Source organism: Stenotrophomonas sp. X (assembly GCF_055721025.1).
This window is the reverse complement of the sequence record NZ_CM146756.1, coordinates 1,948,639-1,972,409: the sequence shown is the minus strand read 5'-3', so window position 1 is coordinate 1,972,409 and position 23,771 is coordinate 1,948,639. Positions and strand designations below refer to the sequence as shown.

Here is a 23,771-nt window from a genome sequence, read left to right as displayed (position 1 = left end):
CGCCCCATGACCACCCTGCCCGTCCAACAGCTCTACATCCATGGCCAGCGCGTCGATGCCACCAGCGGCAAGACCTTCAAGACCGTCAACCCGGCCACCGGTGAGGTGATCGCTGAAGTGCAGGTCGCCAGCCAGGCCGACGTCGAACGCGCCGTGCAGAGCGCAGCCGAAGGCCAGAAGGCGTGGGCCGCGATGACCGCCATGGAGCGCTCGCGCATCCTGCGCCGCGCCGTCGAGATCCTGCGTGAGCGCAACGACGAACTGGCGCACCTGGAAACCCTGGACACCGGCAAGGCGCTGGCCGAAACCACCACCGTCGACATCGTCACCGGCGCCGACGTGGTCGAGTACTACGCCGGCCTGGCCACCGCCATCGAAGGCATCCAACTGCCGCTGCGCGAATCGAGCTTCTTCTACACCCGCCGCGAGCCGCTGGGCGTGGTCGCCGGCATCGGCGCCTGGAACTACCCGATCCAGATCGCCATGTGGAAGTCGGCCCCGGCGCTGGCCGCGGGCAACGCGATGGTGTTCAAGCCGTCCGAGGTGACCCCGCTGACCGCGATCCGGCTGGCCGAGATCTACACCGAAGCCGGCGTGCCGGCCGGCGTGTTCAACGTCGTGCAGGGCCCGGGCCGCGAGATCGGCCAGTGGCTGACCGAGCACCCGGTGATCGAGAAGATCTCCTTCACCGGCGGCGTCGCCACCGGCAAGAAGGTCATGGCCAGCGCCGCGTCCTCGTCGCTGAAGGAAGTGACCATGGAGCTGGGCGGCAAGTCGCCGCTGGTGATCTGCGACGACGCCGACCTGGACCGCGCCGCCGACATCGCGGTGATGGCCAACTTCTTCAGCTCCGGCCAGGTCTGCACCAACGGCACCCGCGTGTTCGTGCCGCGCAGCATGCTGGCCGCGTTCGAAGCCGCTGTTGTCGAGCGCGTCAAGCGCATCCGCATCGGCGACCCGATGGCCGCCGAGACCAACTTCGGCCCGCTGACCAGCTTCCCGCACATGGAAAATGTGCTGCGCTACATCGAGAGTGGCAAGGCCGAAGGTGCCCGCCTGCTGACCGGCGGCGGCCGTGCCACCGAAGGCGCGCTGGCCAACGGCGCCTACGTGCTGCCGACCGTGTTCTCCGACTGCCGCGATGACATGACCATCGTCAAGGAAGAGATCTTCGGGCCGGTGATGAGCATCCTCGCCTATGACGACGAAGACGAAGTGGTGCATCGCGCCAACGACACCACCTTCGGCCTCGCCGCCGGCGTGGTCAGCAAGGACATCAGCCGCGCCCACCGCATCATCCATCGCCTGGAAGCCGGCATCTGCTGGATCAACACCTGGGGTGAATCGCCGGCCGAAATGCCGGTCGGTGGCTACAAGGAATCCGGCGTCGGCCGCGAGAACGGCATCTCCACCCTCGGCCACTACACCCGCATCAAGTCGGTGCAGGTCGAGCTGGGCGACTACGCCAGCGTGTTCTGACCGGCGCGCCCCGAGCACGCCCCATCGTCCGGCCACCGCGCCGATCCGACATTCCGCCGGGACGCCTGCATGCAGCGCGCCCCGGCCTGCAGGAGACACCCATGAGCACCCATAACGAGTACGACTACATCATCATCGGCGCCGGTTCGGCCGGCAACGTGCTGGCGACCCGCCTCACCGAAGATGCCGATGTCAGCGTGCTGCTGCTGGAAGCCGGTGGCCCGGACTACCGGCTCGACTTCCGTACCCAGATGCCGGCGGCGCTGGCCTTCCCGCTGCAGGGCAAGCGCTACAACTGGGCGTACAAGACCGATCCGGAGCCCTTCATGAACAACCGGCGCATGGACTGCGGCCGCGGCAAGGGCCTGGGCGGCTCGTCGCTGATCAACGGCATGTGCTACATCCGCGGCAACGCAATGGACTACGACAACTGGGCCAGCATGCCGGGCCTGGAAGACTGGACCTACCTGGACTGCCTGCCCTACTTCCGCAAGGCCGAAACCCGCGACATCGGCCCCAATGACTACCACGGCGGTGACGGCCCGCTGCGCGTGACCACGCCCAAGGCCGGCAACAACGAGCTGTTCGCTGCGATGGTCGAGGCCGGCGTGCAGGCCGGCTACCCGCGCACCGACGACCTCAACGGCTACCAGCAGGAAGGCTTCGGCCCGATGGACCGCACGGTGACCCCGAAGGGCCGTCGTTCCAGCACCGCCCGCGGCTACCTGGACCTGGCCAAGCCACGCCCGAACCTGACCATCGTCACCCACGCGCTGACCGACCGCATCCTGTTCTCAGGCAAGCGCGCGGTGGGCGTGCAGTGGCTGCACCACGACCAGCCGCAGCGTGCCACCGCCCGCCGCGAGGTGCTGCTGTGCGGCGGCGCCATCGCCTCGCCGCAGATCCTGCAGCGCTCCGGTGTCGGCCCGGCCGACCTGCTGCGCAGCCTCGACATCGACCTGGTGCACCACCTGCCGGGCGTCGGCGCCAACCTGCAGGATCACCTGGAGATGTACCTGCAGTACGAATGCAAGAAGCCGGTGTCGCTGGCGCCGGCGCTGAAGCTGTACAACCAGCCGGCGATCGGTGCCGAGTGGCTGTTCCTGGGCACCGGCATCGGCGCCAGCAACCAGTTCGAGGCCGGCGGCTTCATCCGCAGCGACGCCGAGTTCGACTGGCCGAACCTGCAGTACCACTTCCTGCCGGTGGCGATCAACTACAACGGCTCCAACCCGATCAAGGCGCACAGCTTCCAGATGCACGTCGGCTCGATGCGCTCGCCCAGCCGTGGCCGCATCCATGTGCGCTCGAAGGACCCGCGCGAACATCCGAGCATCCTGTTCAACTACATGTCGCACGAGCAGGACTGGCGCGAATTCCGCGCGGCGATCCGCATCACCCGCGAGATCTTCGCGCAGCCGGCGCTTGCCCCGTACAGCGGCCGCGAGATCTCGCCGGGCAGTGCACTGCAGACCGACGCGCAGATCGATGCGTTCGTGCGCGAGCATGCCGAGACCGCCTACCACCCGTCGTGCTCGAACAAGATGGGCCATGCCGACGACCCGATGGCGGTGGTCGATGGCCAGGGTCGCGTGCACGGCCTGGAAGGCCTGCGCATCGTCGATGCCTCGATCATGCCGCAGGTGGTGACCGGCAACCTCAACGCGCCGACCATCATGATGGCCGAGAAGCTGGCCGACGTGATCCGCGGCCGCACCCCGCTGGCCCGCAGCACTGCGCCGTACTACAAGGCCAACGGCGCGCCGGTGCGCAAGCAGGGCTGACGCAAGCGGCCCGCCTGTGGGGCGCGGTCCGGCATCCGCCGGATCGCCTGTCCAGCGCAGATGCCGGCCAGCGGCCGGCACGACCCAGCAAAGAGGCCCTTCGGGGCCTCTTCGCGTTTTCCCTACGGCGGGGTATGCTGCAATGACCGGCCGTTGTCGATACGCTCAGGGCCGGAACCTAATACATCACGATTCCTGGAGGGGGAATATGAGTCTGGATCGTCCCTGGCTGCAGAGCTATCCGAAAGGTGTTCCCGCCGAGATCGACGTCAACGAGTTCCATTCGGTAGCTTCGGTCTTCGACGCTTCCGTCGCGAAATTCCGCGACCGTCCCGCCTACTCCAGCTTCGGCAAGGTCCTCACCTATGGCGAGACCGACGCGCTGGTCAATCAGTTCGCGGCCTACCTGCTGGGAGAGCTCAAGCTCAAGAAGGGTGACCGCGTCGCCCTGATGATGCCCAACTGCCTGCAGTACCCGGTGGCCACCTTCGGCGTGCTGCGCGCCGGCCTGACCGTGGTCAATGTCAATCCGTTGTACACCGCGCGCGAGCTCAAGCACCAGCTGATCGATGCCGGCGTGACCGCACTGGTGGTGGTCGACAACTTCGGCGACACCGTCGAGCAGGTCATCGCCGATACGCCGGTCAAGCACGTGATCACCACCGGCCTGGGCGACCTGCTTGGCGCCAAGGGCGTGATCGTCAACTTCGTGCTGAAGTACATCAAGAAGATGGTGCCCAACTACCATCTCAAGGGCGCGGTGCGCTTCCGCCAGGCGCTGAAGATCGGCAGCCGCCACAGCCTGCCCCAGGTCGAGATCGACCACGACGACATTGCGTTCCTGCAGTACACCGGCGGCACCACCGGCGTGGCCAAGGGCGCGATGCTGACCAACCGCAACCTGATCGCCAACATGCAGCAGGCCTCGGCCTGGATCAGTGCGTCGGGCATCGAGATGGGCAAGGAGTGGATCATCACCGCCCTGCCGCTGTACCACATCTTCGCACTGACCGCGAACGGGCTGGTCTTCATGAAGTTCGGTGGCTGCAACCACCTGATCACCAATCCGCGTGACATGAAGGGCTTCGTCAAGGAGCTCAAGTCGGTGCGCTTCACCGCCATCACCGGCGTCAACACGCTGTTCAATGGCCTGCTCAACACCCCCGGCTTCGACACGGTCGACTTTTCCTCGCTGAAGGTCACCCTGGGCGGCGGCATGGCGGTGCAACGCGCCGTGGCCGAGCGCTGGAAGAAGGTCACCGGGGTGACCCTGGTGGAGGCGTATGGCCTGACCGAGACCTCGCCGGCAGCCTGCATCAACCCGCTCACCCTGACCGAATACAACGGCTCGATCGGCTTGCCGATCCCGTCCACCGATGCCTGCATCAAGGACGACAACAGCGCCATCCTGCCGCTGGGCGAGGTCGGCGAGCTCTGCATCAAGGGCCCGCAGGTGATGAAGGGCTACTGGCAGCGCCCGGAGGAAACCGCCAAGGCGATCGATGCCGACGGCTGGCTGCATACCGGCGACATGGCGAAGATGGACGAACACGGCTTCTTCTACATCGTCGACCGCAAGAAGGACATGATCCTGGTGTCCGGCTTCAACGTGTACCCGAATGAAGTCGAGGACGTGATCGCGATGATGCCGGGCGTGCTGGAAGTGGCCGCGGTCGGCGTCCCGGACGACAAGTCCGGCGAGGTGGTGAAGGTGGTCATCGTGAAGAAGGATCCGAACCTGACCGCCGAAATGGTCAAGGAGCATGCCCGGGCCAACCTGACCGGCTACAAGCACCCCAAAATCGTTGAATTCCGAAAGGAGCTGCCGAAGACCAATGTCGGCAAGATCCTCCGTCGCGAACTCCGCGATACGCCCGCCCAGTAAGGGTTTGCGGCAATTTGAACGATGCAGGGCCCGGGGCGGAAACGTCCCGGGCCCTTTCGCATGCGAGGCCCCTGGGGCGGTGTAGCATCGCCGCGTGTGTGGACCGTTCGGCCCGCCGGCCACCCACCTGACACTGCGGGCCGCATGCCGAGGACCCTTCCATGAGTACCATCGAAAAGCTGCCTTCAAGCGGCTCACCGTTCGCCACCATCCGTACCGAAGACAGCGCCGACGGCGCTGCCCACTGGCTGTTCATGCACGCCGATGCCGCCACCGGGATCCGCCCCTGCTGCCGCAAGGACATGCTCGACGAAATGTGGAGCTACATGGCGGCAATCACCCGCAGCCCTGCCGAACGCCACAACGGAACATTGCGGCATTTCGTGCTGGCCTCCGATGCCGTCGCCTACAACCTGGGCGGCGACCTGGACCTGTTCACCCGCCTGATCCGCGAAGGCAACCGCGACCTCCTGCTGAACTATGCCCAGCGCTGCGTGGAGGGCGTGCACCACCTGCACACCGGGTTCGGCGGCGACGTCCGTTCGATCGCGCTGATCCAGGGTGACGCCCTCGGCGGCGGCCTGGAAATGGCCCTGGCCTGCCACACCATCGTCGCCGAGGAAGGCAGCGGACTGGGCCTGCCGGAGGTGCTGTTCGGCCTGTTCCCGGGCATGGGTGCGTACTCCTTCCTGTGCCGGCGCGTGTCCCCCCACCTGGCCGAGAAGATCATCCTCGACGGCCGGGTCTACAGCGCCGAGGAGATGCACGCGATGGGCGTGGTCGACGTGCTGGTGAAGAAGGGCGAAGGCCGGGCGGCGGTGGAAGAACTGATCCGCCAGCAGCAGCGCACGCCGCAGTCCTATCTGGCGATGAACGCCGCACGCGCCATCGCCCAGCCGGTCAGCTACGACGAACTGCTGGAGATCACCAAGGTATGGGTCGATTCCGCCCTCGCACTCGGCGACCGTTCGCTGCGTACCATGGACCGCCTGATCAAGGCCCAGACCCGTCGCGCCAGCCTCGACGCGGCCTGATTCATCCCTCCCCCAGGATGGGTTCAAGCCCGGTTGGCCACCGGGCTTTTTTTATGCACCCTGCCGTGGTTCAACGCGCCTCGCCATCGTCGGCAGCGCCGCGCAGCCGGCGTTCGGCCCGTGCCTCCAGCGCGCGCCGGCCTTCCTTGATCGCCTCCTGCAGGATGCCCAGGCGCTGGCGCCATTCGGTCTTCAGCTGCCAGTCGGCCATCCGCATCAGCTCGCCGGCACGGTTGGACGCGCGCATCAGGCCGAGGTTGCTGGCCACGCCCTTGATCGCGTGGGATTGTTCGCGGAACACATCCCACTGCGTGGCCTCACCGGCCTGCTCGGCCTTGCCCATGCAGCCCGCCACGTCCTCCAGGCATTGGCGGATGAACTCACGTTCGAAGCCCTCGCCCATGCCCAGCGAGGCCAGCTCGTCCAGCACGCTGCTGTCGAGCACCCCATCCTGCAGCGCCATCGGTCGCACCACCGGTGCGGCCATGGTCTTCAGCTGGGCGTTGCTGGCGATCTCGGCCAGGGTATCGAGCAGGCGCACCGCCACCACGGGCTTGGCCAGGAACGCATGCGCCCCAGCCTGGGTACAGCGCTGGATCGCCTCGGGCGTGACATCGGCGCTGAGCACCAGCACCGGCGTGCGCGGACCGCCGCCGGCCTGCATCACCCGCAACTCCTTCAGCATGTCCAGCCCGCTCATGCCCGGCATGTGCAGGTCGACAATGACCGCGTCGAATTCACTGTCGGCCAGCGCATCCAGCACCGCCTCACCGCCATCCACGCACAGCACGCGATGCCCGGCCTTCTGCAGCAGGCGCTGCAGGACCATGCGGTTGGCCTCATGGTCGTCGGCCACCAGGATCTGCATGCTGCGCACGCGGGCGCGATGGCGCAGGAACGGGTCGGCAAATGCGATCACGTTGCCGCCCGGCCCCACGTCGTCGTCGCCGGTCAGGCTCGGCACCGCACCCGGCACCTGCGGCTGCGGCGGCGCGAACGGCAGCTCGACCCAGAAGTGGCTGCCGCGCGGCGGGTTTTCCAGATAGCCGATGTCACCGTCCATCGCCTCGACCAGGCCCTTGGCGATGGTTGTGCCCAGCCCGGTACCCTCATGGCGACGCGCCATGCTGACGTCAGCCTGCTCGAAGGCATCGAACAGCCGCGCACGCATGGCCGGGGCCACGCCGATGCCGGTGTCGAGGATGTCGAAGCGCAGCCGCACCGCGCCACTGGTATCGGCCTGCACCACGCTGACACGGATTTCGACCCGGCCGTGATCGGTGAACTTGACCGCGTTGCCGGCCAGGTTCAGCAGGATCTGCCGCAGGTGCCCGACGTCTCCGCGCACGCGTGGCGGCACACCATCGGCGACCTTCACCCGGTAATCCAGGCGCTTGGCCTTGGCCTGCGGCAACAGGATCAGCCCGATTGCCTGGATCACGTCGGCCACGGCGAAGTCTTCGGCCACCACGCGCAGCTTGCCGGCCTCGATGGCCGAGATGTCCAGCACTTCCTCCACCAGCGCCAGCAGGCTGCGCGACGACGCCTGGATGGTGTTGAGGCACTCGCGCTGCTCATCGTCCAGGCGCGTGGTCGCCAGCACTTCGGTCATGCCGTTGAGGCCGTTCAACGGCGTGCGGAACTCGTGGCTCATGTTGGCCAGGAAACGGCTCTTGGCCTCGCTGGCACGGCGCGCCTCGGCCATCGCTTCGGTCAGCTGCCGCAGCAGCGTCGAGAAGTACAGCGGCACCGCCGCCAGGCCGAGCCAGAGGCCGATGGCCAGACGGAAATTCTGTTGCCAGTAAGGCGTCAGCAGCACCGTGCAACCGAAGCTCACCATCGCCATCGCCACCGCCACGTACAGGTAGTGGTTGCCGAAGCGCATGCCGTTGCCGACCGTCACCCACATCACCACGATGTAGACCCAGGCCAGGGGCTCGCCCATCTGCACCATGCCGGCAGCGATCAGGCCATAGTCGGCGAGCATGCCCAGCACGCGGCGGGGATCGGAACGCGCCGGCCGCCACAGCAGCCAGCCGAACAACAGCAGCGACAGGCTCAGGCCGGTCAATACGATCGCCAGCACGCCCACGTACTGCGTGTGCGGCAGGTCGTGGCGCGGCGCCGGCAAGAGCACGTAGACCAGGATCAGGCTGATCAGGACAATACGGACGATCTGCTGGCCGTGTTCGCTGTCCTGGCGCTGGGACAGGCGCAGCCGCAGCTGCGACAACAGCCGTTTCACGCGCCAAGCCCCGGGCGCGCGGACGCCATCGAATGCTCGGCGCAGATCTGGTCCAGCTGTTCGCGGCCGCGCAGCAGCGCGTCCACGCATCGGGGATCGAACAGCCGGCCACGCTGGGCGTAGAGATAAGCCAGGGTGGCTTCCATGGTCCATGCTTCCTTGTACGGACGGGGCGAAATCAGGGCGTCGAAGACATCGGCGACAGCCACGATGCGCGCTTCCAGCGGAATCGCATCGCCGACCAGCCCATCGGGATAGCCGCTGCCGTCGTAGCGCTCATGATGACGCAGTGCGATCAACGCGCCAACCTGGATGAAACGATTCTGGCTGCCGCTCAGCAGTTCATGGCCAATCCGCGGGTGCCGGCGCATGATCGCCAGCTCCTCCTCGTTGAGCTTGCCCTGCTTGAGCAGCACCGCATCGGGAATGGCGATCTTGCCCATGTCATGCAGCGGCGCAGCCATTTCGATCAGGCGCACCTCCTCCTCGGGCAGCCCGAGCTGTTCGGCAATCAGGCCGGCCACGCGTGCCATGCGCTCCAGGTAGGCGCTGGTGCCGGCATCACGGAACTCGATCGCGCGCGCCAGCCGCGACAGCGTTTCGCGCTCCCGCTCTTCGACCTCATGCATGCTGGCCAGCAGGCGCTGCTCCAGCGACAGCGCCCGTTGCTTCACGTTCTCGGTCTGCTGGCGCAGCTGCAGCAGGTTGTAGCAGCGAGCACGCAGTTCGCGTGGGCGGATCGGCTTGACCAGGAAGTCGATGACGCCGGCTTCCAGTGCCGCCTGGCGGATCGGCTCGTCACCGACCACGGTGATCAGGATCACCGGAATGTCGCGGTGCTTGGGCAGGCGACGGAAACGACGGGCGAACTCCAGCCCATCCATCTCCGGCATACGGTAATCGAGCAGCAACAGGTCGACCGGATGGGCTTCGCACCAGGCCAATGCGGTCAGCGGATCGCCGAAGTCATACACGCTCAGTTCCGGCGCGATGTCTTCGATGACGTGACGCAGCATCGTCCGGGCGGAAGTCTGGTCATCAACGATGACGATATTCAACGCGTACTCTGCCTGGTTTTTCGACCACGCTGGATCATCAGCAGGCGAGGATACTCTGCCGCTGCGAACGCTCGCACCCTGCATCGGCCTGACTCCCGTGTCATGCGTCCCGATTCATGATCGTCATCACAATGTGAAGCGGACTCCCCACACCGTGCCCTCCCCTGACGCCGATCAAGACATAACAGGCGTCAAGGTAGTGCAATTACGATACGCCGAGTGCGGGACGCGTCAATCGCGCCGTCTCGTTTCGGGACGGCGCGCACAATCGGGAGTTAAAAACGCGACTTACTGCTCCGGACGCATGTACGGGAACAGCAGCACATCGCGGATCGAGCTGCTGCCGGTCAGCAGCATCACCAGACGATCGACGCCGATGCCGAGGCCGCCGGTCGGGGCCATGCCGTACTCCAGCGCACGGATGTAGTCGGCGTCGTAGTGCATGGCCTCATCGTCGCCACCTTCCTTCGCGGCCACCTGGGCCTGGAAGCGCTGGGCCTGGTCTTCCGGGTCGTTCAACTCGGAGAAGCCATTGGCCAGCTCCTTGCCGTTGACGAACAGCTCGAAGCGGTCGGTGTAGCCCGGATCATTGTCGTTGGCACGGGCCAGCGGCGAGACTTCCACCGGATGGTCGGTGATGAAGGTCGGCTGGATCAGGGTGTGCTCGACGGTGGCCTCGAAGATCTCAAGCAGCAGCTTGCCCCAGCCGTAGGACGGCTTGACGCGGATGTTCAAGCGCTCGCAATGACGCAGCAGCGCGTCACGGTCGGTGCAGTCGGCAACCGAGATTTCCGGGTTGTGGTGGCGCACGGCTTCGTCCATGCGCCAGCGGCGGAACGCCGGGCCCAGGTCGATCTTCGCCCCGTCCCACTCGACCTCGGTGCTGCCGTTGACCGTCCTGGCCACGTCACGGATCACGCCTTCGGTCAGGTCCATGATCTCGTTGTACGTGGCATAGGCCTCGTACAGCTCCATCATGGTGAATTCCGGATTGTGGCGGGTGCTGACGCCTTCGTTGCGGAAGTTGCGGTTGATCTCGTACACGCGCTCCAAGCCGCCCACGGTCAGTCGCTTGAGGTACAGCTCCGGCGCCACGCGCAGGTACAGGTCCAGGTCCAGCGCGTTGTGGTGGGTGGTGAACGGCTTGGCCGCCGCGCCGCCGGGGATGTAGTGCATCATCGGCGTTTCGACTTCCAGGAAGTCGCGGTTGTCCAGCCACGCACGCATGGCGCGGATGATCTTCGAGCGCTTGATGAAGACCGCGCGCGACTCCGGGGTGACGATCAGGTCGACGTAACGCTGGCGGTAACGCTGCTCGACGTCGGCCAGGCCATGCCACTTGTCCGGCAACGGACGCAGCGACTTGGTCAGCAGGCGGATCGACTCGGCCTTGACCGACAGCTCGCCGGTCTTGGTCCGGGTCAGGCCGCCTTCGACGGCGATGATGTCGCCCACGTCCCAGCCCTTGAACGCGGTGTAGGCATCGCCCAGCACGGCCCCCTGCAGGAACAGCTGGATGCGGCCGGACTCGTCCTGGATCTGCGCGAAGCTCGCCTTGCCCATGATGCGCTTGGCCATCAGGCGGCCGGCCATCTTCACCTGGCGGCCGTTGCCTTCCAGCGCCTCGGCGGTCCACTGTTCGGCATCGGCGAATTCTTCCTGCAGGCGGCCGGCGAAGTCCTCACGACGGAAATCGTTCGGATACGCGATGCCCTGCCCACGCAGCGCTTTGAGTTTCTCACGGCGCTCGGCGATCAACTTGTTCTCGTCGACGGGGGGGGTATCGGTAGCTTCGCTCATGGATCTGCGGGAATCGTGTAGTGAGGGGGATCTTGCGCCCGGCGCGGCCGGCTCCACAGCATACCAAAACCGCCCTGCCCCGGCCTGGAGAGGGGTCAGATCCCTTTGCGCAGCAAAGGGATCTGACCCCATCAGCGGATCGGCGCCTACGCGTTCCCGGGGAACGCCTGCCGCAGCTCGTCCACCAGCACCCGCTGGTTCTCCGAGTAATCGACCGGTACCGACACCAGGTGCACCCCGCCCTCGTTGAACGCCGCCTGCAGGGTCGGGATGAACTGCTCGATGGCGGTCACCTCATGCCCCTTGCAGCCATAGGCCTCGGCGTACTTCACGAAATCCGGGTTGCTGAAGGTCATGCCGTAGTCGGTGAAGCCATCCACCGCCTGCTTCCAGCGGATCATGCCGTAGGCGCCGTCGTTGAGGATCAGCACCACCAGGTTCAGCCCCAGCCGGCGCGCTGTCTCCAGCTCCTGGCTGTTCATCATGAAACCACCATCGCCACACACCGCCAGCACCCGCCGCTGTGGATACAGGATCGAGGCCATGATCGCCGATGGCAGGCCCGCGCCCATGGTCGCCAGCGCGTTGTCCAGCAGCAATGTGTTGGCGACCTGGGTACGGTAGTTGCGAGCGAACCAGATCTTGTACATGCCGTTGTCCAGCGCCACGATGCCGTCCGGCGGCATCACCTGGCGCACGTCGTGCACCAGCCGCTGCGGGGTGAAACGGGCCTCCTCGGCACGGTCGGCCAGATGCTCGAGGATGGTCGCGCGCAGCGGCAGCAGCGCGGCGGCATTCGGCACCGCGCCTTCGATGCGGTCGGCCAGCTGGGTCAGCGAACGGCCGATGTCGCCGATCACCTCCACCTGCGGGAAGTACACCTGTTCCACCGCCGCCTGCGAGTAGCCGATATGGATCACGGTCGGCCCACCCGGGCGCATCACGAACGGCGGCTTCTCGGTGACCTCGTGGCCGATGGTCACGATCACGTCGGCCTGGTCGATCGCCATGTGCACGTAATCACGCTCGGTCAGCGCTGCGGTGCCCATGTACAGGCCCGAGCCGCCGGCCACCGCGCCCTTGCCCATCTGCGTGGTGAAGAACGGAATGCCGGCGCGCAGCACGAACGCCGACAGCGCCTCGCTGGACTGCGGCCGCGACGCCGCCGAAGCGATCATCAGCAACGGTCGCTTGGCACTGCGGATGGTCTCTGCCGCCCGATCCAACGCTTCCGGGCTGGCGATGGGACGATCCACCGCGTGCGGCGGCACCAGCGCCACGCCCTCCACCTCATCGGCCGCGATGTCTTCGGGCAGCTCCAGCAGCACCGGGCCCGGGCGCTCCTCCTGGGCCACACGGAACGCTTCGCGGACGATGGTCGGGATCGTGCGCGCAGAGACGATCTGCCGCGCCTGCTTGGTCAGCGGCTTCATCGTGCCGACGATGTCGACGATCTGGAAGCGCGCCTGCTTGCTGGCGACGATGCCCTTCTGGCCAGTGATCATGATCACCGGCCACGCACCGAGCAGCGCATAGGCGGCGCCGGTGGTGAAGTTGAGCGCGCCCGGACCGAGCGTGGCCAGGCACACGCCGGGCTTGCCGGTCAGGCGGCCATAGGTGGCGGCCATGAACACCGCTGCCTGCTCGTGACGGGTGATGACCAGCTCGATGCTGGAATGACGAAGCGACTCGACCACGTCGAGGTTTTCCTCGCCGGGGATACCGAAAATGCGCTCGACGCCTTCGTTCTCAAGCGCGGCGACAAGCAGATCTGAACCCTTGGACATTGGAATGCCGTCCTTTTGGCTGGACTGATGGTGGATCGTTGCAGGAAGGAGGGAAGCTGCGCGTCAACGCTTGTCGAACCACACCGTCTGCGCGTTGACGAATTCGCGGATGCCGAAGTGCGAGAGCTCACGACCGAAGCCACTCTTTTTCACGCCGCCGATCGGCACACGCGGGTCTGAGGCGGAGAAGCCGTTGACGAACACGCCGCCGGTCTGCAGCCGGCGCGCCAGCTGCATGGCCCGCGCGCGGTCGCCGGTCCACAGGTTGCCGCTCAGGCCGAACTCGCTCTGGTTGGCCAGTTCCACTGCATGGTCGGCATCGCGGGCGCGGCTGATCGAGGCCACCGGCCCGAAGGTCTCGGTATCGAAGGCCTGCATGCCCGGCTCCACGTCGGCCAGCACGGTGGGGGCGTAGAACGCGCCCGGGCGATCCAGCTGATGGCCGCCGACCAGCAGCTTCGCGCCGGCCTCCACCGAGGCGCGTACCTGCGCATCCAGCTGTTCCAGCAAGTCCTGGCGGGCCATCGGGCCGATGCGGTTGGCCGGGTCGCGGCCATCGCCGATGCTCAGTGCCTGCACCTTCTGGCAGAACTGCGCCACGAAACGGTCGTAGACCGCGTCTTCGACGATGATGCGCTTTCCGGCGATGCAGACCTGCCCGGTGTTCTGGAAGCGCGAGGCTACCGCCGCATCAGCGGCGGCGTCCAGATCGGCGTCGGCCAGTACGATGAACGGATCCGAGCCCCCCAGCTCCAGCACCACCTTCTTCAGCGCCTGCCCGGCCTGGGCGGCGATGCTGCGGCCTGCGGCCACGCTGCCGGTCAGGGTCACTGCGGCGATGCGATCATCGGCGATCGCGCGGCTGGTGCCCTCGCGGCTGATGTTGGCGGCGATGAAGGTGCCTTCCGGCAGGCCGGCATCGCGCCAGGCCGCGTCGAGCAGCTGCGCGGTACCGACGATGTTCTCGGCCGGCTTCAGCAGGAAGCCGTTGCCGCCCATCAGGATCGGCACCGCCGCACGCATCACCTGCCAGTACGGGAAGTTCCACGGCATGATGCCCAGCACCACGCCCAGCGGCAGGTAGGACACGTAAGCCTTGTCGTCGGGCACCTGGGTCGGTTCGTCGCGCAGGAACTGCGCGCCGTGGTCGGCGTACCAGTCGCACAGCACGGCACACTTCTCGATCTCGGCCAGCGATTCGGCCTGTACCTTGCCCATCTCGGCGGTAGCCAGCGCGGCCAGCTTTTCGCGGTCACGCCGCAGTACGGCGGCCATCGCACGCAGTACGTCTGCGCGCTGTTCGAGGCTCTTGACGCTCCAGGCCGCAAAGCCGACCTGGCCGCGATCGAGGATTGTTTCCAGCTCGGCATCGGTGGCGAAGGGATGGCTGGCGATCTGCTGGCCGGTGGCCGGATCGCGGGAAATGGCGGTGGTGGGGGCAGCGGACATGCAGGGCTCCTGTTGTCTCGGCAACGGGCAGCGGCCCGTCTTCTGCCCAGAAATGTGGACCCGATTGGCGGAGGCAACAAGGCGTCTGCTTATCCTGTGACTTGCACTTACCTGCCTGAATGGGGCTCTTGGCAGGGCTGCGCCCTGCACCCGCAGAGGCTTCAAGCCAAGCCAAGCCAAGGCAACGGCAACGGCAGAAGCTGGCATTCCGTGGGTTGGCGGGGTGGGTCCGGTTGAGGGGGACGCTGCAAGTACCCCTCCGGGGCCCGGCCCAGCCGCTGGCGGCTGTGCGTTCGGGCGCTTGCGAAGCAGTGCTTCGCAAGCAAAGCGCCCTTACCCATGTAAGCTCGGTCGCCGCATCCATGCGGCTCACGCCCCCGCAACCGGACCCACCCCGCCTTCGACAGAGTTCTGCGATCTGTCGGGACGGCGCTCTGCGTTGCTGTTGGTGGGTGTCGACCTTGGTCGACACAGTAGATCCACGCCATGCGTGGATGACTCATTCGATATCTGAGAGAAAAATCGTGTCGACCAAGGTCGACACCTACCAACAGCCGCGCGGAACAAAGCCGCAGTTGCCAACAGCCGCGTGAACCTGTCGAAGGTGGGGCGGTGTCGGAGTGCGGGGTGTCAGCCGCATGGGCCCGAGGCATGCCTCGGGCGGGTTGGGCAGGACGCCCAACCCCGGTCTTGCCGTGTGCGCAGGAAAGCGCACACGAACAAGCGGCTGCCAAGCCTACACGGACGTACTTGCGGCGTCCCCGCACTCCGACACCGCCCCGCCAAACCACGGAACCTAGCTCTGGCTCTGGCTCTGGCTTTGGCCGTTGCATTGAGCAGGTGCAGGGCTGCAAGCCCTGCCGATCAACCTACTTCCGCGGCAGGTAGGTCACCAGGGAAAGGTCGTGCCGGCTCTCCGGCACCAGCGCCACGTACTGCAGGTCCAGCAACCCCCGCGTGGGATGGTTGAGCTTCTTCGCACCTTCATCGAACCGACGCACGTCGTGCTCCGGCCACCATTGGCGAAACTCTTCGCTGTGCGCGGCGATGTCTTCCACCAGCGCCAGGAACGGGGCCTTGTCCGGGGCCTGCGCCATCGCCGCGCGGAAGCCCGCCAGCAGCCCGCGGGTCATTTCTTCCCAGTTGAGGATCAGCGTGCGATACGGCGGGTACAGGAACATCAGCCGCAGCGTGTTGCGCTCATGCGGCGCCAGCTGGCTGTAGTCCACGAAAAGATCGGCGATGGCCGGGTTCCAGGCCAGGATGTCGAAGCGGGTATTGCGTACGTAGGCCGGGATCGGCTGCATCGCCTCCACCAGCTGGCGTAGGCCATCGGTCACGCTCTCGTCCGGTGATTCCAGCGGCACGCCGTAGCCGGACAGCGCGAACGCGTAGGCGCGCTCGTCGTCGCTCATGCGCAGCACCTGCGCCAGGCGCTCCAGCACTTCGGGCGAGGCGCGCACTTCACGGCCCTGCTCGATCCAGGTGTACCAGCTGACGCTGACCCCGATCGCCAGCGCCACTTCCTCGCGCTTCAGGCCCGGGGTGCGCCGGCGCCCGGCCGGGAGGCCGAGCGTGGCGGGGTCGACACGGGCGCGGCAGGCCTTGAGGAAGCCACCGAGTTCCTTGCGTTCACTTTCGCTGCGCATCATCGGCCCGTCCTACCCTTTGTAGCGTCGAGCCATGCTCGACGCGTCTGCTACTGCGCCAACAGCAGCCGAGCATGGGCTCGGCTCTACCGGAAGCGTGATCAGCCACCCTCGGCGTTGCGCACAAGGGTGACGAAATCCGCGCAGGCGCGTCGATCAGGCATCGGCGCGCTTGGAGCCCACGGCCAAACCGGCCTTCAGGCTGGCCTCGACGAACTCGTCCAGGTCGCCGTCCAGCACCTTCTGCGTATCTGAACGCTCGATGCCGGTACGCAGGTCCTTGATACGGCTCTGGTCCAGCACGTAGTTGCGGATCTGGCTGCCCCAGCCGATGTCGGACTTGGTGGCTTCCACCGCGTCCTTCTCGGCGTTGCGCTTCTGGATCTCCAGTTCATACAGCTTGGCGGCCAGCATCTTCATCGCGTTGTCGCGGTTCTGGTGCTGGCTGCGGCCGGTCTGGCAGGCCACAACGATGTTGGTCGGGATGTGGGTGATACGCACCGCCGACTCGGTCTTGTTCACGTGCTGACCACCGGCACCGGACGAACGGTACACGTCGGTACGCAGGTCGGCCGGGTTGATGGTAATGTCGATGTTGTCATCGATTTCCGGCGACACGAACACCGAGGTGAAGCTGGTGTGGCGGCGGTTGTCCGAGTCGAACGGCGACTTGCGCACCAGGCGGTGCACGCCGGTCTCGGTCTTCAGCCAGCCGTAGGCGTAATCGCCTTCCACGCGCAGCGTGGCCGACTTGATGCCGGCGACGTCGCCACCGGAGACTTCCATCAGTTCGGTCTTCCAGCCGCGCGACTCGCACCAGCGCAGGTACATGCGCAGCAGGATCTCGGCCCAGTCCTGGGCTTCGGTGCCACCGGCACCGGCCTGGATGTCGACGAACGCGGCCGCATTGTCCATCTCGCCGGAGAACATGCGCTGGAACTCCAGCTTCTCCACGTGCGCCTGGTGCTTGTCGAGGTCGGCGACCACCGCCAGCGCGGTCTCCTCGTCCTGCTCGGACTCGGCCAGCTCCAGCAGTTCAGTGGCGTCGTTCAGGCCATCGAGCACCGAGGCGATGCCGCCCACGGTCTTTTCCAGGCTGGAACGCTCGCGGCCCAGGTTCTGGGCGTACTCGGCGTTGTTCCAGACGTCGGGGCTTTCCAGCTCCCGTGTTACTTCTTCAAGACGCTCTTTCTTGGCGTCGTAGTCAAAGATACCCCCGAAGCGACAGCACGCGATCGGTCAGATCGGTGATGCGCTGGCGGACAGGATTCAGTTCGATCATGTCGGCGGTTATGCATTCAAAAGATGACTGGTAATGATACCGCAGGCCGGGGATGCCCGGAATGAGGGCCTGGGCCTGCGCCGGGGCTCCAGCATGATGCACTGGCGCTGCATTCAGGCGGGCGATGTCCGCCTTGGCGCGGGGAGCCGGCCGGGCTGCGGCCGACCCCACACAGGGCCTCCTTGCCCCAGAGCGGCGTCGACGAGGGTCTTCCTTGCCCCCCCTCGGACGGCCACTTGGGGCAGTTGACTATTTAACCTCGAACTCGCCCACCAGCACGGTCTCGGCACGGTCCTTCAGTCGCATCGTCACCATCTGATCCTTCTGCTTCGGCGTGCCCCAGTGGGTGGTCAGCCGCAGCATCAGGGTTGTCGCACCGGTCACCAGCTGCTGGCGGCTGCCAAAGTAGTTCGCCTCCACCTTGTACCTGCCCGGCTTGGCGTTGCGCAGCGAGAACTGCTCGGGGCCATAGCCGCCGGTAAAGTCCTGCGACATCTGCCCGCCCTGGTAGGTCAGCCGGTTGCCGTAGTAGGCGCGCTCGCCGTTCGGGTCGGTTACCCACAGGTCCATGTCGCTGTTGTCGGCGTCCCACGACAGCACCACGCGCAGGTCCAGCGGCATCGCCTGCAACAGGCGCGGGTCGATGCCGGTGGTATCCAGCCGGGGCGTGCTGCCGGCCACCAGGTTGGTCAGCTCATCCAGTGCGATCAGGGCGATGCCATCGAAGCGGCTGTCCCACGGCCGCACCACCACCTGGTACAGCGGCGCCAGCGCCTGCTGTGGCTTGCCGGCCGCTGCCAGCGCCAGGCCCAGGTCGCGGAAGCTCTGCGGTTCTTCCTGGCCCATCGCCAGCACCTGCTCGAACACCGGCACCGCCAGTGCGGGAGCATCGGCCTGCATCAGTCGGTAACCGAGCACGCGCAGCAGGTGGCGGTTGTCCAGATCCATTTCGGCCAGGTTCGACAGCACCCGCAGTGCCAGCTCGCGCTGGCCCTGCTCCAGCAGCAGGTCGGCCACATCGAGGAAGAACGCGCTGCTGTCGGCGTGGGCATCGCGCTCGGCCAGATAGCGGTCATAGAGCTGCGACGGCGGCCCCTGGCGCAGGCGCCGGGCGATGGTCGAGTCCGGCTGCCAGGCCGCCAGCTGGATACCGAGCTCGCCCTCGTTGGCGGCAGCGGGCGCAGCGACACGACCACCAGTGACCGTGATTGAGTCCAGGGCCTTGTTCGATGCAGGCGCTGAGCGACGTGCACGCGCGCTGCTGGCTTCCATGCGCTGCTCGGTCGCCGCCATCGGCGTGGGGGCGGGCGGAGCGGCGGGGGCAGGCGCGGCGAGCATCGCCATCGGGGCCGATTCCATCGCGTAGTCCGCCGAGGCCACTTCCAGTGCCCCGCCCTTCGCCTGCGGCGGCACACCCTTCGGCCAGCTGCGGCTCCACCACTGCTGGCGCTCCTTCCAGCGTGCCGCCACTTCATCCAGGCGCTGGCGATCAGCAGCGGCGCGATCTCTTACCTGCACGGCAAACCTGGCGTCGTACTCGGCGCGCAGCGTGCCCGAAGGGCGGATCGCATAGCGCAGGTAGTCCTCCAACGTCTCCAGCACGATCAGCGAGGTATCCGGCCCCACCAGGCCAAACTGTTGTGACAGGCGCTGCATCGCCTCGCGGTTGCCACGGCGGTCGGCGGCCAGCTGCTGCAGACGCGCCTGCGCCCACAAACCGGCCAGCAGTTCACCGTCCTTGCTCTTCTGCGTGGCGGGCAACGCCTGCCATTCGCCGCCACCCACGCGCACCCGCATCGGCACACCGTCGGCTGCCAGTCGTGCGTGCAGCCACAGCCAGCCGTCGGCTTCACTGCGGCGATCGATCACTACTTCCTGCACGCCGCGTCCCGCATCGACCTGCACATCCAGCGGCGATGCCAGCAACGCGTGCACCGCCGCATCGACATCCTTGCCCAGCGCGACGAAGCGACCGCCATGCGCCTCACTCCAACCCCGCAGTCGCACGGCATCGGTGCGCGCGCCGGCGCTGCTGACGGCAAACAGGCGTTGATCCGGCGCCATCGCCGACAGCTGTTCCGGCCCATAGGTCAGCAGGCCATCGCTAAACAGCAGGTATTCCTTCACGCTCGATTGCGGCTGCCACTGCGCCAGCGCGCTGGCACCGTCCGGGCGCACGGCCTGCAGCGCTGCACGCAGCTCGCTCCAGTTACCGGCGCGGATGCGGAAGCGCCTTACCGGCTCGGCGCGATCGCGCAGCACGGTCAAGGCCACGGTGCCGTCGCCCATCGCGGCGAAGTAGTGATCCAGCAGTGCGAACTCACGCGTGCGTTCGCGCTGTCCCGCCGAACCGGAGCCGTCCCACAGCAGGCCGATTTCGCTCGGCAGTCTGCGCGGCGTGCTGCTGGCCGCCACCGGCAGCTGCGCCAGCAGGTAATGGCCGTCCTGCCAGGGCGCCACCTGCACCTGTGCCTGGCGGGCTGCCGGCAGCTGCCACTGCAGCTGTTGCGGCAGCTGCGCACCCCTGCCCTGCCACTGCAGGTGGCCCGCGCTGATGCGGAATGGCGCCGTACCTACGGTGGTCGTGCCAGGTGCCTGCAGTTTCAGTTCAACCGAGGCTGCACCGGCAGCAAACTGCAGCGGCAGCGTCCACTGCCAGCCTTGGCCGGCGAAGGCCAACGGCTCGCGGATCACCAGCTGCACGCGCCGGCTGCCGCCGGCCGGCAGCGGATAGATGCGCAGCCGGAACTGGTTGCCGGCGGTCTGTTCCAGCAGCCCAGGGTCGACGCCACGACGGGCGATCTCCTCGAACACCTGGCGGCCGCGGTCCTTGGGCACCGGCACCGCGTCACGCATCTCGCCGTTGATATCCAGCGCGAAGCCGCTGATCTGCTGGCCATCGGCCAGCGGGAACTGCAGCTCGCCCTCCAGTACCCGCCGGTTGGGGTTGTGGAATTCCAGCGTGATCCGGGTCTGGGCGATGCCGGCCTGGATCTCGCCCTCGATGCGGGCGTGTCGCAGTTGGACCGCCTGCTCAGCCGCCGGTGCGATCAGCAGCGGGGTGGCGGCCTGCGGCCGGGAGATCGGCGGCGACTGCGCGCCAGCGGGCCAGGCCGCAAGGGCCAGCAACAACACAATGCAGCAACGGGCGAAGACCATGACCGGACTCCAGTGGGATCGTGGATCGTTGAACGCACCAGCAGTCGTAACGGGGTTGGGAGACCAAAAAAGGGGACGGAGGGGATTAAGTCGCAACTGGCAAACAAGGCACAAGCGACTTAATCCCCTCCGTCCCCTTTTTCTCAGGCGGGCAGGCAGTGCTCGACGATCAGCTGGATGGCGCTGCCGCCGCGATAGTCGTCGCAGGCGAGCCGATAGGCGAGATGCACGTGGCGACTCGGCGCGTTGCCGTGCCAGCCGCCGAAATGGATGGCGTTGATGGTGCCGGGTACGCCGGGCAGGCGCAGTTCCAGCTTCAGGTGACGCTCCTTCAGCACGCGCCAGTTGGCCACTTCGAAGCGGCCATCGAACAGTGGCTCGGGGAAACCCTGGCCCCACGGCCCGGCCAGGCGCAACGCATCGGCGTGGCGATGGTCCAGCTCGTCCGCCGCCAGCTCGCCGTCACTGAGCACCTGCTGCTGCAGTGCCGCCGGATCGAGCATCTCCAGCACCACCGCGACGAAGGCGGCCTTGAAGTCATCAACGTGGTCACGCCGCAGGCTGAGGCCGGCCGCCATGGCGTGGCCACCGAAGCGTTCGATCAGGCCCGGGTGGCGCGCATCGACCAGCGCCAGGGCGTCACGGATGTGCAGGCCGGGAATGGAGCGCGCCGAGCCTCGCAGGGTGTCGGCGCCGGGTTCGGCCGGGGCGAAGGCGATCACCGGGCGATGCAGGCGATCCTTCATCTTCGACGCGACCAGGCCGACCACACCCGGATGCCAGTCGGCATCGAACAGGCAGGCGGCCACCGGGCGCTGCCCGGCCATGTCCAGCACCACCCGGGTCAACGCCTGCTCGGCGTCATCGGTCATCGACTGCTGCACCGCGCGGCGTTCTGAGTTGATCTGCTCCAGCGTCTGCGCGATCTCACGTGCCTGGCGCGGGTCTTCGGTCAGCAACAGCGCGATACCCAGCGCCATGTCTTCCAGCCGGCCTGCGGCATTCAGGCGCGGGCCGAGTGCAAAGCCGATGTCGGTAGCGGTCAGCCGCGCAGCATCACGGCCGCTGGCTTCGATCAGCGCACGCAGGCCGACACAGCCCTGCCCCGCGCGCAGACGGCGTAGGCCTGCGCTGACCAGCGCACGGTTGTTCGGGTCCAGCGCTACCAGGTCCGCAACGGTGCCCACCGCCACCAAGTCCAGCAGCGTGGTCAGGTCCGGTCCCTTGCCATCGGCAAAGACGCCGGCCTCGCGCATCTGCCGGCGCAGCGCCATCAGCACGTAGAAGATCACGCCGACGCCGGCCAGTGACTTGCTGGGGAAGGCATCACCGTCGAGATTGGGATCGACGATGACATCGGCCGGCGGCAACTGCGGCCCGGGAAGGTGATGGTCGGTGACCAGCACCTGCCAGCCGCGCGCCTTGGCCGCGGTCACGCCCGCATGGCAGGCAATGCCGTGGTCGACCGTAACCAGCAGGTCCGGCTGCAGCTCGGCCAGCTCCTCCACCAGAGAAGGTGACAGGCCGTAGCCGTGCACCATGCGGTTCGGCACCGCGTGGAAGACGTGTTGCGCGCCGAGCATGCGCAGGCCACGCACGCCGACCGCACAGGCGGTGGCGCCATCGCAATCGAAATCGCCGACCACCAGAATGCGCTTGTCGTTGGCGATGGCTTCGATCAGCAGGCCCACTGCATCATCGATACCGGTCAGCAGCTCGGGCGCGTGGAGGCTGCCCAGTTTCGGCAGCGCCAGCTCTGGCGTTCCCGCACCGCGGCTGGCATAGAGTCGCGCCAGCAATGGCAGCGTGCCCTCTGGCCAGCTGCCGGGCACGACCGCATCGCGGCGGCGGATCAGCGGTGTATCAGAGGGCTGCTGCGCAGCATCGGCGGCAAGGGACATCGGCATCGCCGGTTACAAAAGACCCGCACATCATAACGTGCACCGCTCCCCGGTCGGCTGCCGCTGCTGACGAGGCCCCTTGGCTCTTCGGCCAGCAGCATTTGGATTTCACGACCGCATCTTCCATGCTTGCCTGCCCTGGAACGGACTTCCATCCATGACCCGCACCCTGCTGACCGCGCTGATGGCACTCACCGTGGCCTCGGCCGCCCACTCCGCGACGCCTGAGCTCAGGCCCGGGGTCGAATTCGAACACAATGACTGGTCGCTGGCCTGTGACAACACCCGCACCTGCCGCGCGGCTGGCTACAGCCCGCAAGCTGCGGGCAACCTGCTCAGCCTGATGCTGGAGCGCGCCGGCGGCCCGGGTGCGAAGGTGATCGCGCGGCTGCGCAATGGCGAGGATGGCGAAAGCCCGACGCCGACCGGGGCGCTGCGCCTGCACCTGAACGGCAAGGACCTGGGCCCGGTGCGCGACACCGGCGACGGGGACAAAGTGTTGTTGCAGCAGGCACAGACCGATGCACTGGTCGCCGCACTGCCGCGCCAGGCACGCATCGAGATCATCGACGGCGAGGGCAAGGCGTGGCCGATCTCCGACCGCGGTGCGGCGGCCGTACTACTGAAGATGGACGAGGCCCAGGGCCGGCTGGACACGCCGGGGGCGCTGGTGCGGCGTGGCGACAAGCCCGAAACGAGCGTACCTGCGGCGTTGCCGGTGCCAGTGATCATGCGCGGCACACTGGTGGCACCGCGCGCCTCGGACGCGGCACTGGCGAAAGCACCGGGCCTGCGCAAGGCACTGATCGCCAGCCTGCCGAAGCCGGATGAGTGCGGCCGCCTGAGCGATGGCGGGACAGATGAGATCGAGATCCAGCGACTGGACGCCCAGCATGTGCTGGCAAGCACCAGCTGCTTCGTGGGTGCCTACAACTTCAGCAGCGGCTACTGGGTGGTGCAGGACAAAGCGCCGTACCAAGCGAAGTTCGTGACCTCCAACGCGGAGGACTTTGATCGCGATGACGCGACGCTGCGCGGGCGCTTCCGTGGGCGCGGCATCGGTGACTGCTTCTCCGGCCACGACTGGGCCTGGGATGGCGCACGATTCGTAAAGAGCAGCGAGTTCACTACCGGGCAGTGCCGGGGCGTCGCGGGCGGGCACTGGACGCTGCCAACGGTGGTGAGCGAGGTCCGTTGAGGCGCCGCTATCTGCGGTAGTGCCGGCCGCTGGCCGGCAACCCCGACAAACCCTGGGGGGT

Annotated in this window: 15 protein-coding genes; 5 read left to right on the top strand and 10 right to left on the bottom strand. The window is 67.0% G+C overall.

Annotated features, from left to right (window positions below; genetic code table 11):
- Positions 1–6: 6 nt before the first annotated feature.
- The 4 genes from betB (at position 7) to ACZ75I_RS09045 (ending at position 6,182) form a co-directional block, all read left to right on the top strand.
- Complete coding sequence (gene betB, locus ACZ75I_RS09060) at positions 7–1,479, top strand: betaine-aldehyde dehydrogenase (RefSeq protein WP_472958997.1); 1,473 nt, start codon at positions 7–9, stop codon at positions 1,477–1,479.
- Positions 1,480–1,580: 101 nt separating this feature from the next.
- Complete coding sequence (betA, locus tag ACZ75I_RS09055) at positions 1,581–3,263, top strand: choline dehydrogenase (RefSeq protein ID WP_061479282.1); 1,683 nt, start codon at positions 1,581–1,583, stop codon at positions 3,261–3,263.
- A 208-nt stretch (positions 3,264–3,471) separates the two neighbouring features.
- Positions 3,472–5,148 carry a long-chain fatty acid--CoA ligase gene (locus ACZ75I_RS09050; RefSeq protein ID WP_061479281.1) on the top strand — a complete coding sequence of 559 codons (1,677 nt, stop codon included), beginning with the start codon at positions 3,472–3,474 and terminating at the stop codon, positions 5,146–5,148.
- 161 nt (positions 5,149–5,309) lie between these two features.
- Complete coding sequence (locus ACZ75I_RS09045; RefSeq protein ID WP_014647007.1) at positions 5,310–6,182, top strand: crotonase/enoyl-CoA hydratase family protein; 873 nt, start codon at positions 5,310–5,312, stop codon at positions 6,180–6,182.
- A 70-nt stretch (positions 6,183–6,252) separates the two neighbouring features.
- Here the strand turns inward: ACZ75I_RS09045 and ACZ75I_RS09040 are convergent, their stop codons facing one another.
- The 10 genes from ACZ75I_RS09040 to recJ form a co-directional block, all read right to left on the bottom strand.
- Entirely contained in the window at positions 6,253–8,427 is a 2,175-nt protein-coding gene (locus tag ACZ75I_RS09040) for a response regulator (protein WP_061479279.1), read from the bottom strand.
- On the bottom strand, positions 8,424–9,569 hold the full coding sequence (gene rpfG, locus ACZ75I_RS09035) for a cyclic di-GMP phosphodiesterase response regulator RpfG (RefSeq protein ID WP_049435901.1): 1,146 nt from the start codon (positions 9,567–9,569) through the stop codon (positions 8,424–8,426). Before rpfG ends, ACZ75I_RS09040 begins: the two co-directional genes overlap by 4 nt.
- A 204-nt stretch (positions 9,570–9,773) precedes the next feature.
- On the bottom strand, positions 9,774–11,285 hold the full coding sequence (lysS, locus tag ACZ75I_RS09030) for a lysine--tRNA ligase (protein WP_072168989.1): 1,512 nt from the start codon (positions 11,283–11,285) through the stop codon (positions 9,774–9,776).
- 146 nt (positions 11,286–11,431) lie between these two features.
- Positions 11,432–13,072, bottom strand: coding sequence for an acetolactate synthase large subunit (locus tag ACZ75I_RS09025; RefSeq protein WP_061479277.1), 1,641 nt, complete (start codon positions 13,070–13,072; stop codon positions 11,432–11,434).
- A gap of 63 nt (positions 13,073–13,135) precedes the next feature.
- Positions 13,136–14,521 carry an NAD-dependent succinate-semialdehyde dehydrogenase gene (locus tag ACZ75I_RS09020; protein ID WP_346477153.1) on the bottom strand — a complete coding sequence of 462 codons (1,386 nt, stop codon included), beginning with the start codon at positions 14,519–14,521 and terminating at the stop codon, positions 13,136–13,138.
- Between the two features lie 869 nt (positions 14,522–15,390).
- Positions 15,391–16,173, bottom strand: coding sequence for a helix-turn-helix transcriptional regulator (locus ACZ75I_RS09015; protein ID WP_019661470.1), 783 nt, complete (start codon positions 16,171–16,173; stop codon positions 15,391–15,393).
- Positions 16,174–16,326: 153 nt separating this feature from the next.
- Positions 16,327–17,452 (bottom strand): peptide chain release factor 2 gene (prfB, locus tag ACZ75I_RS09010; RefSeq protein ID WP_111008336.1). Its coding sequence is split into 2 segments (ribosomal slippage): positions 16,327–17,376 and positions 17,378–17,452, totalling 1,125 coding nucleotides; the frame shifts between segments, so codons are not numbered across the junction.
- Complete coding sequence (locus ACZ75I_RS09005; protein ID WP_061479275.1) at positions 17,375–17,623, bottom strand: hypothetical protein; 249 nt, start codon at positions 17,621–17,623, stop codon at positions 17,375–17,377. The genes prfB and ACZ75I_RS09005 overlap by 78 nt, the downstream gene beginning before the upstream one ends.
- Positions 17,624–17,701: 78 nt before the next feature.
- Positions 17,702–20,611, bottom strand: a complete 2,910-nt coding sequence (locus ACZ75I_RS09000) for a VIT domain-containing protein (RefSeq protein ID WP_346476401.1) — start codon at positions 20,609–20,611, stop codon at positions 17,702–17,704.
- 143 nt (positions 20,612–20,754) lie between these two features.
- Entirely contained in the window at positions 20,755–22,512 is a 1,758-nt protein-coding gene (gene recJ / locus ACZ75I_RS08995) for a single-stranded-DNA-specific exonuclease RecJ (protein ID WP_346476402.1), read from the bottom strand.
- A 157-nt stretch (positions 22,513–22,669) separates the two neighbouring features.
- On the opposite strand from recJ, the gene ACZ75I_RS08990 reads away from it, so the two are divergent.
- The gene (locus ACZ75I_RS08990; RefSeq protein ID WP_180870798.1) at positions 22,670–23,710 is read left to right on the top strand and encodes a DUF1176 domain-containing protein; all 1,041 of its coding nucleotides are present in this window, start codon (positions 22,670–22,672) and stop codon (positions 23,708–23,710) included.
- The last annotated feature ends 61 nt before the right edge of the window (positions 23,711–23,771 follow it).

Coding starts and splice junctions, on each gene's coding strand:
- rpfG (WP_049435901.1), bottom strand. CDS start 9,569: ATGCAGGGTGCGAGCGTTCGCAGCGGCAGAGTATCCTCGCCTGCTGAT.
- ACZ75I_RS09015 (WP_019661470.1), bottom strand. CDS start 16,173: ATGATGCGCAGCGAAAGTGAACGCAAGGAACTCGGTGGCTTCCTCAAG.
- betB (WP_472958997.1), top strand. CDS start 7: ATGACCACCCTGCCCGTCCAACAGCTCTACATCCATGGCCAGCGCGTC.
- ACZ75I_RS09020 (WP_346477153.1), bottom strand. CDS start 14,521: ATGTCCGCTGCCCCCACCACCGCCATTTCCCGCGATCCGGCCACCGGC.
- ACZ75I_RS08990 (WP_180870798.1), top strand. CDS start 22,670: ATGACCCGCACCCTGCTGACCGCGCTGATGGCACTCACCGTGGCCTCG.
- lysS (WP_072168989.1), bottom strand. CDS start 11,285: ATGAGCGAAGCTACCGATACCCCCCCCGTCGACGAGAACAAGTTGATC.
- ACZ75I_RS09025 (WP_061479277.1), bottom strand. CDS start 13,072: ATGTCCAAGGGTTCAGATCTGCTTGTCGCCGCGCTTGAGAACGAAGGC.
- ACZ75I_RS09045 (WP_014647007.1), top strand. CDS start 5,310: ATGAGTACCATCGAAAAGCTGCCTTCAAGCGGCTCACCGTTCGCCACC.
- ACZ75I_RS09050 (WP_061479281.1), top strand. CDS start 3,472: ATGAGTCTGGATCGTCCCTGGCTGCAGAGCTATCCGAAAGGTGTTCCC.
- recJ (WP_346476402.1), bottom strand. CDS start 22,512: ATGTCCCTTGCCGCCGATGCTGCGCAGCAGCCCTCTGATACACCGCTG.
- ACZ75I_RS09000 (WP_346476401.1), bottom strand. CDS start 20,611: ATGGTCTTCGCCCGTTGCTGCATTGTGTTGTTGCTGGCCCTTGCGGCC.
- betA (WP_061479282.1), top strand. CDS start 1,581: ATGAGCACCCATAACGAGTACGACTACATCATCATCGGCGCCGGTTCG.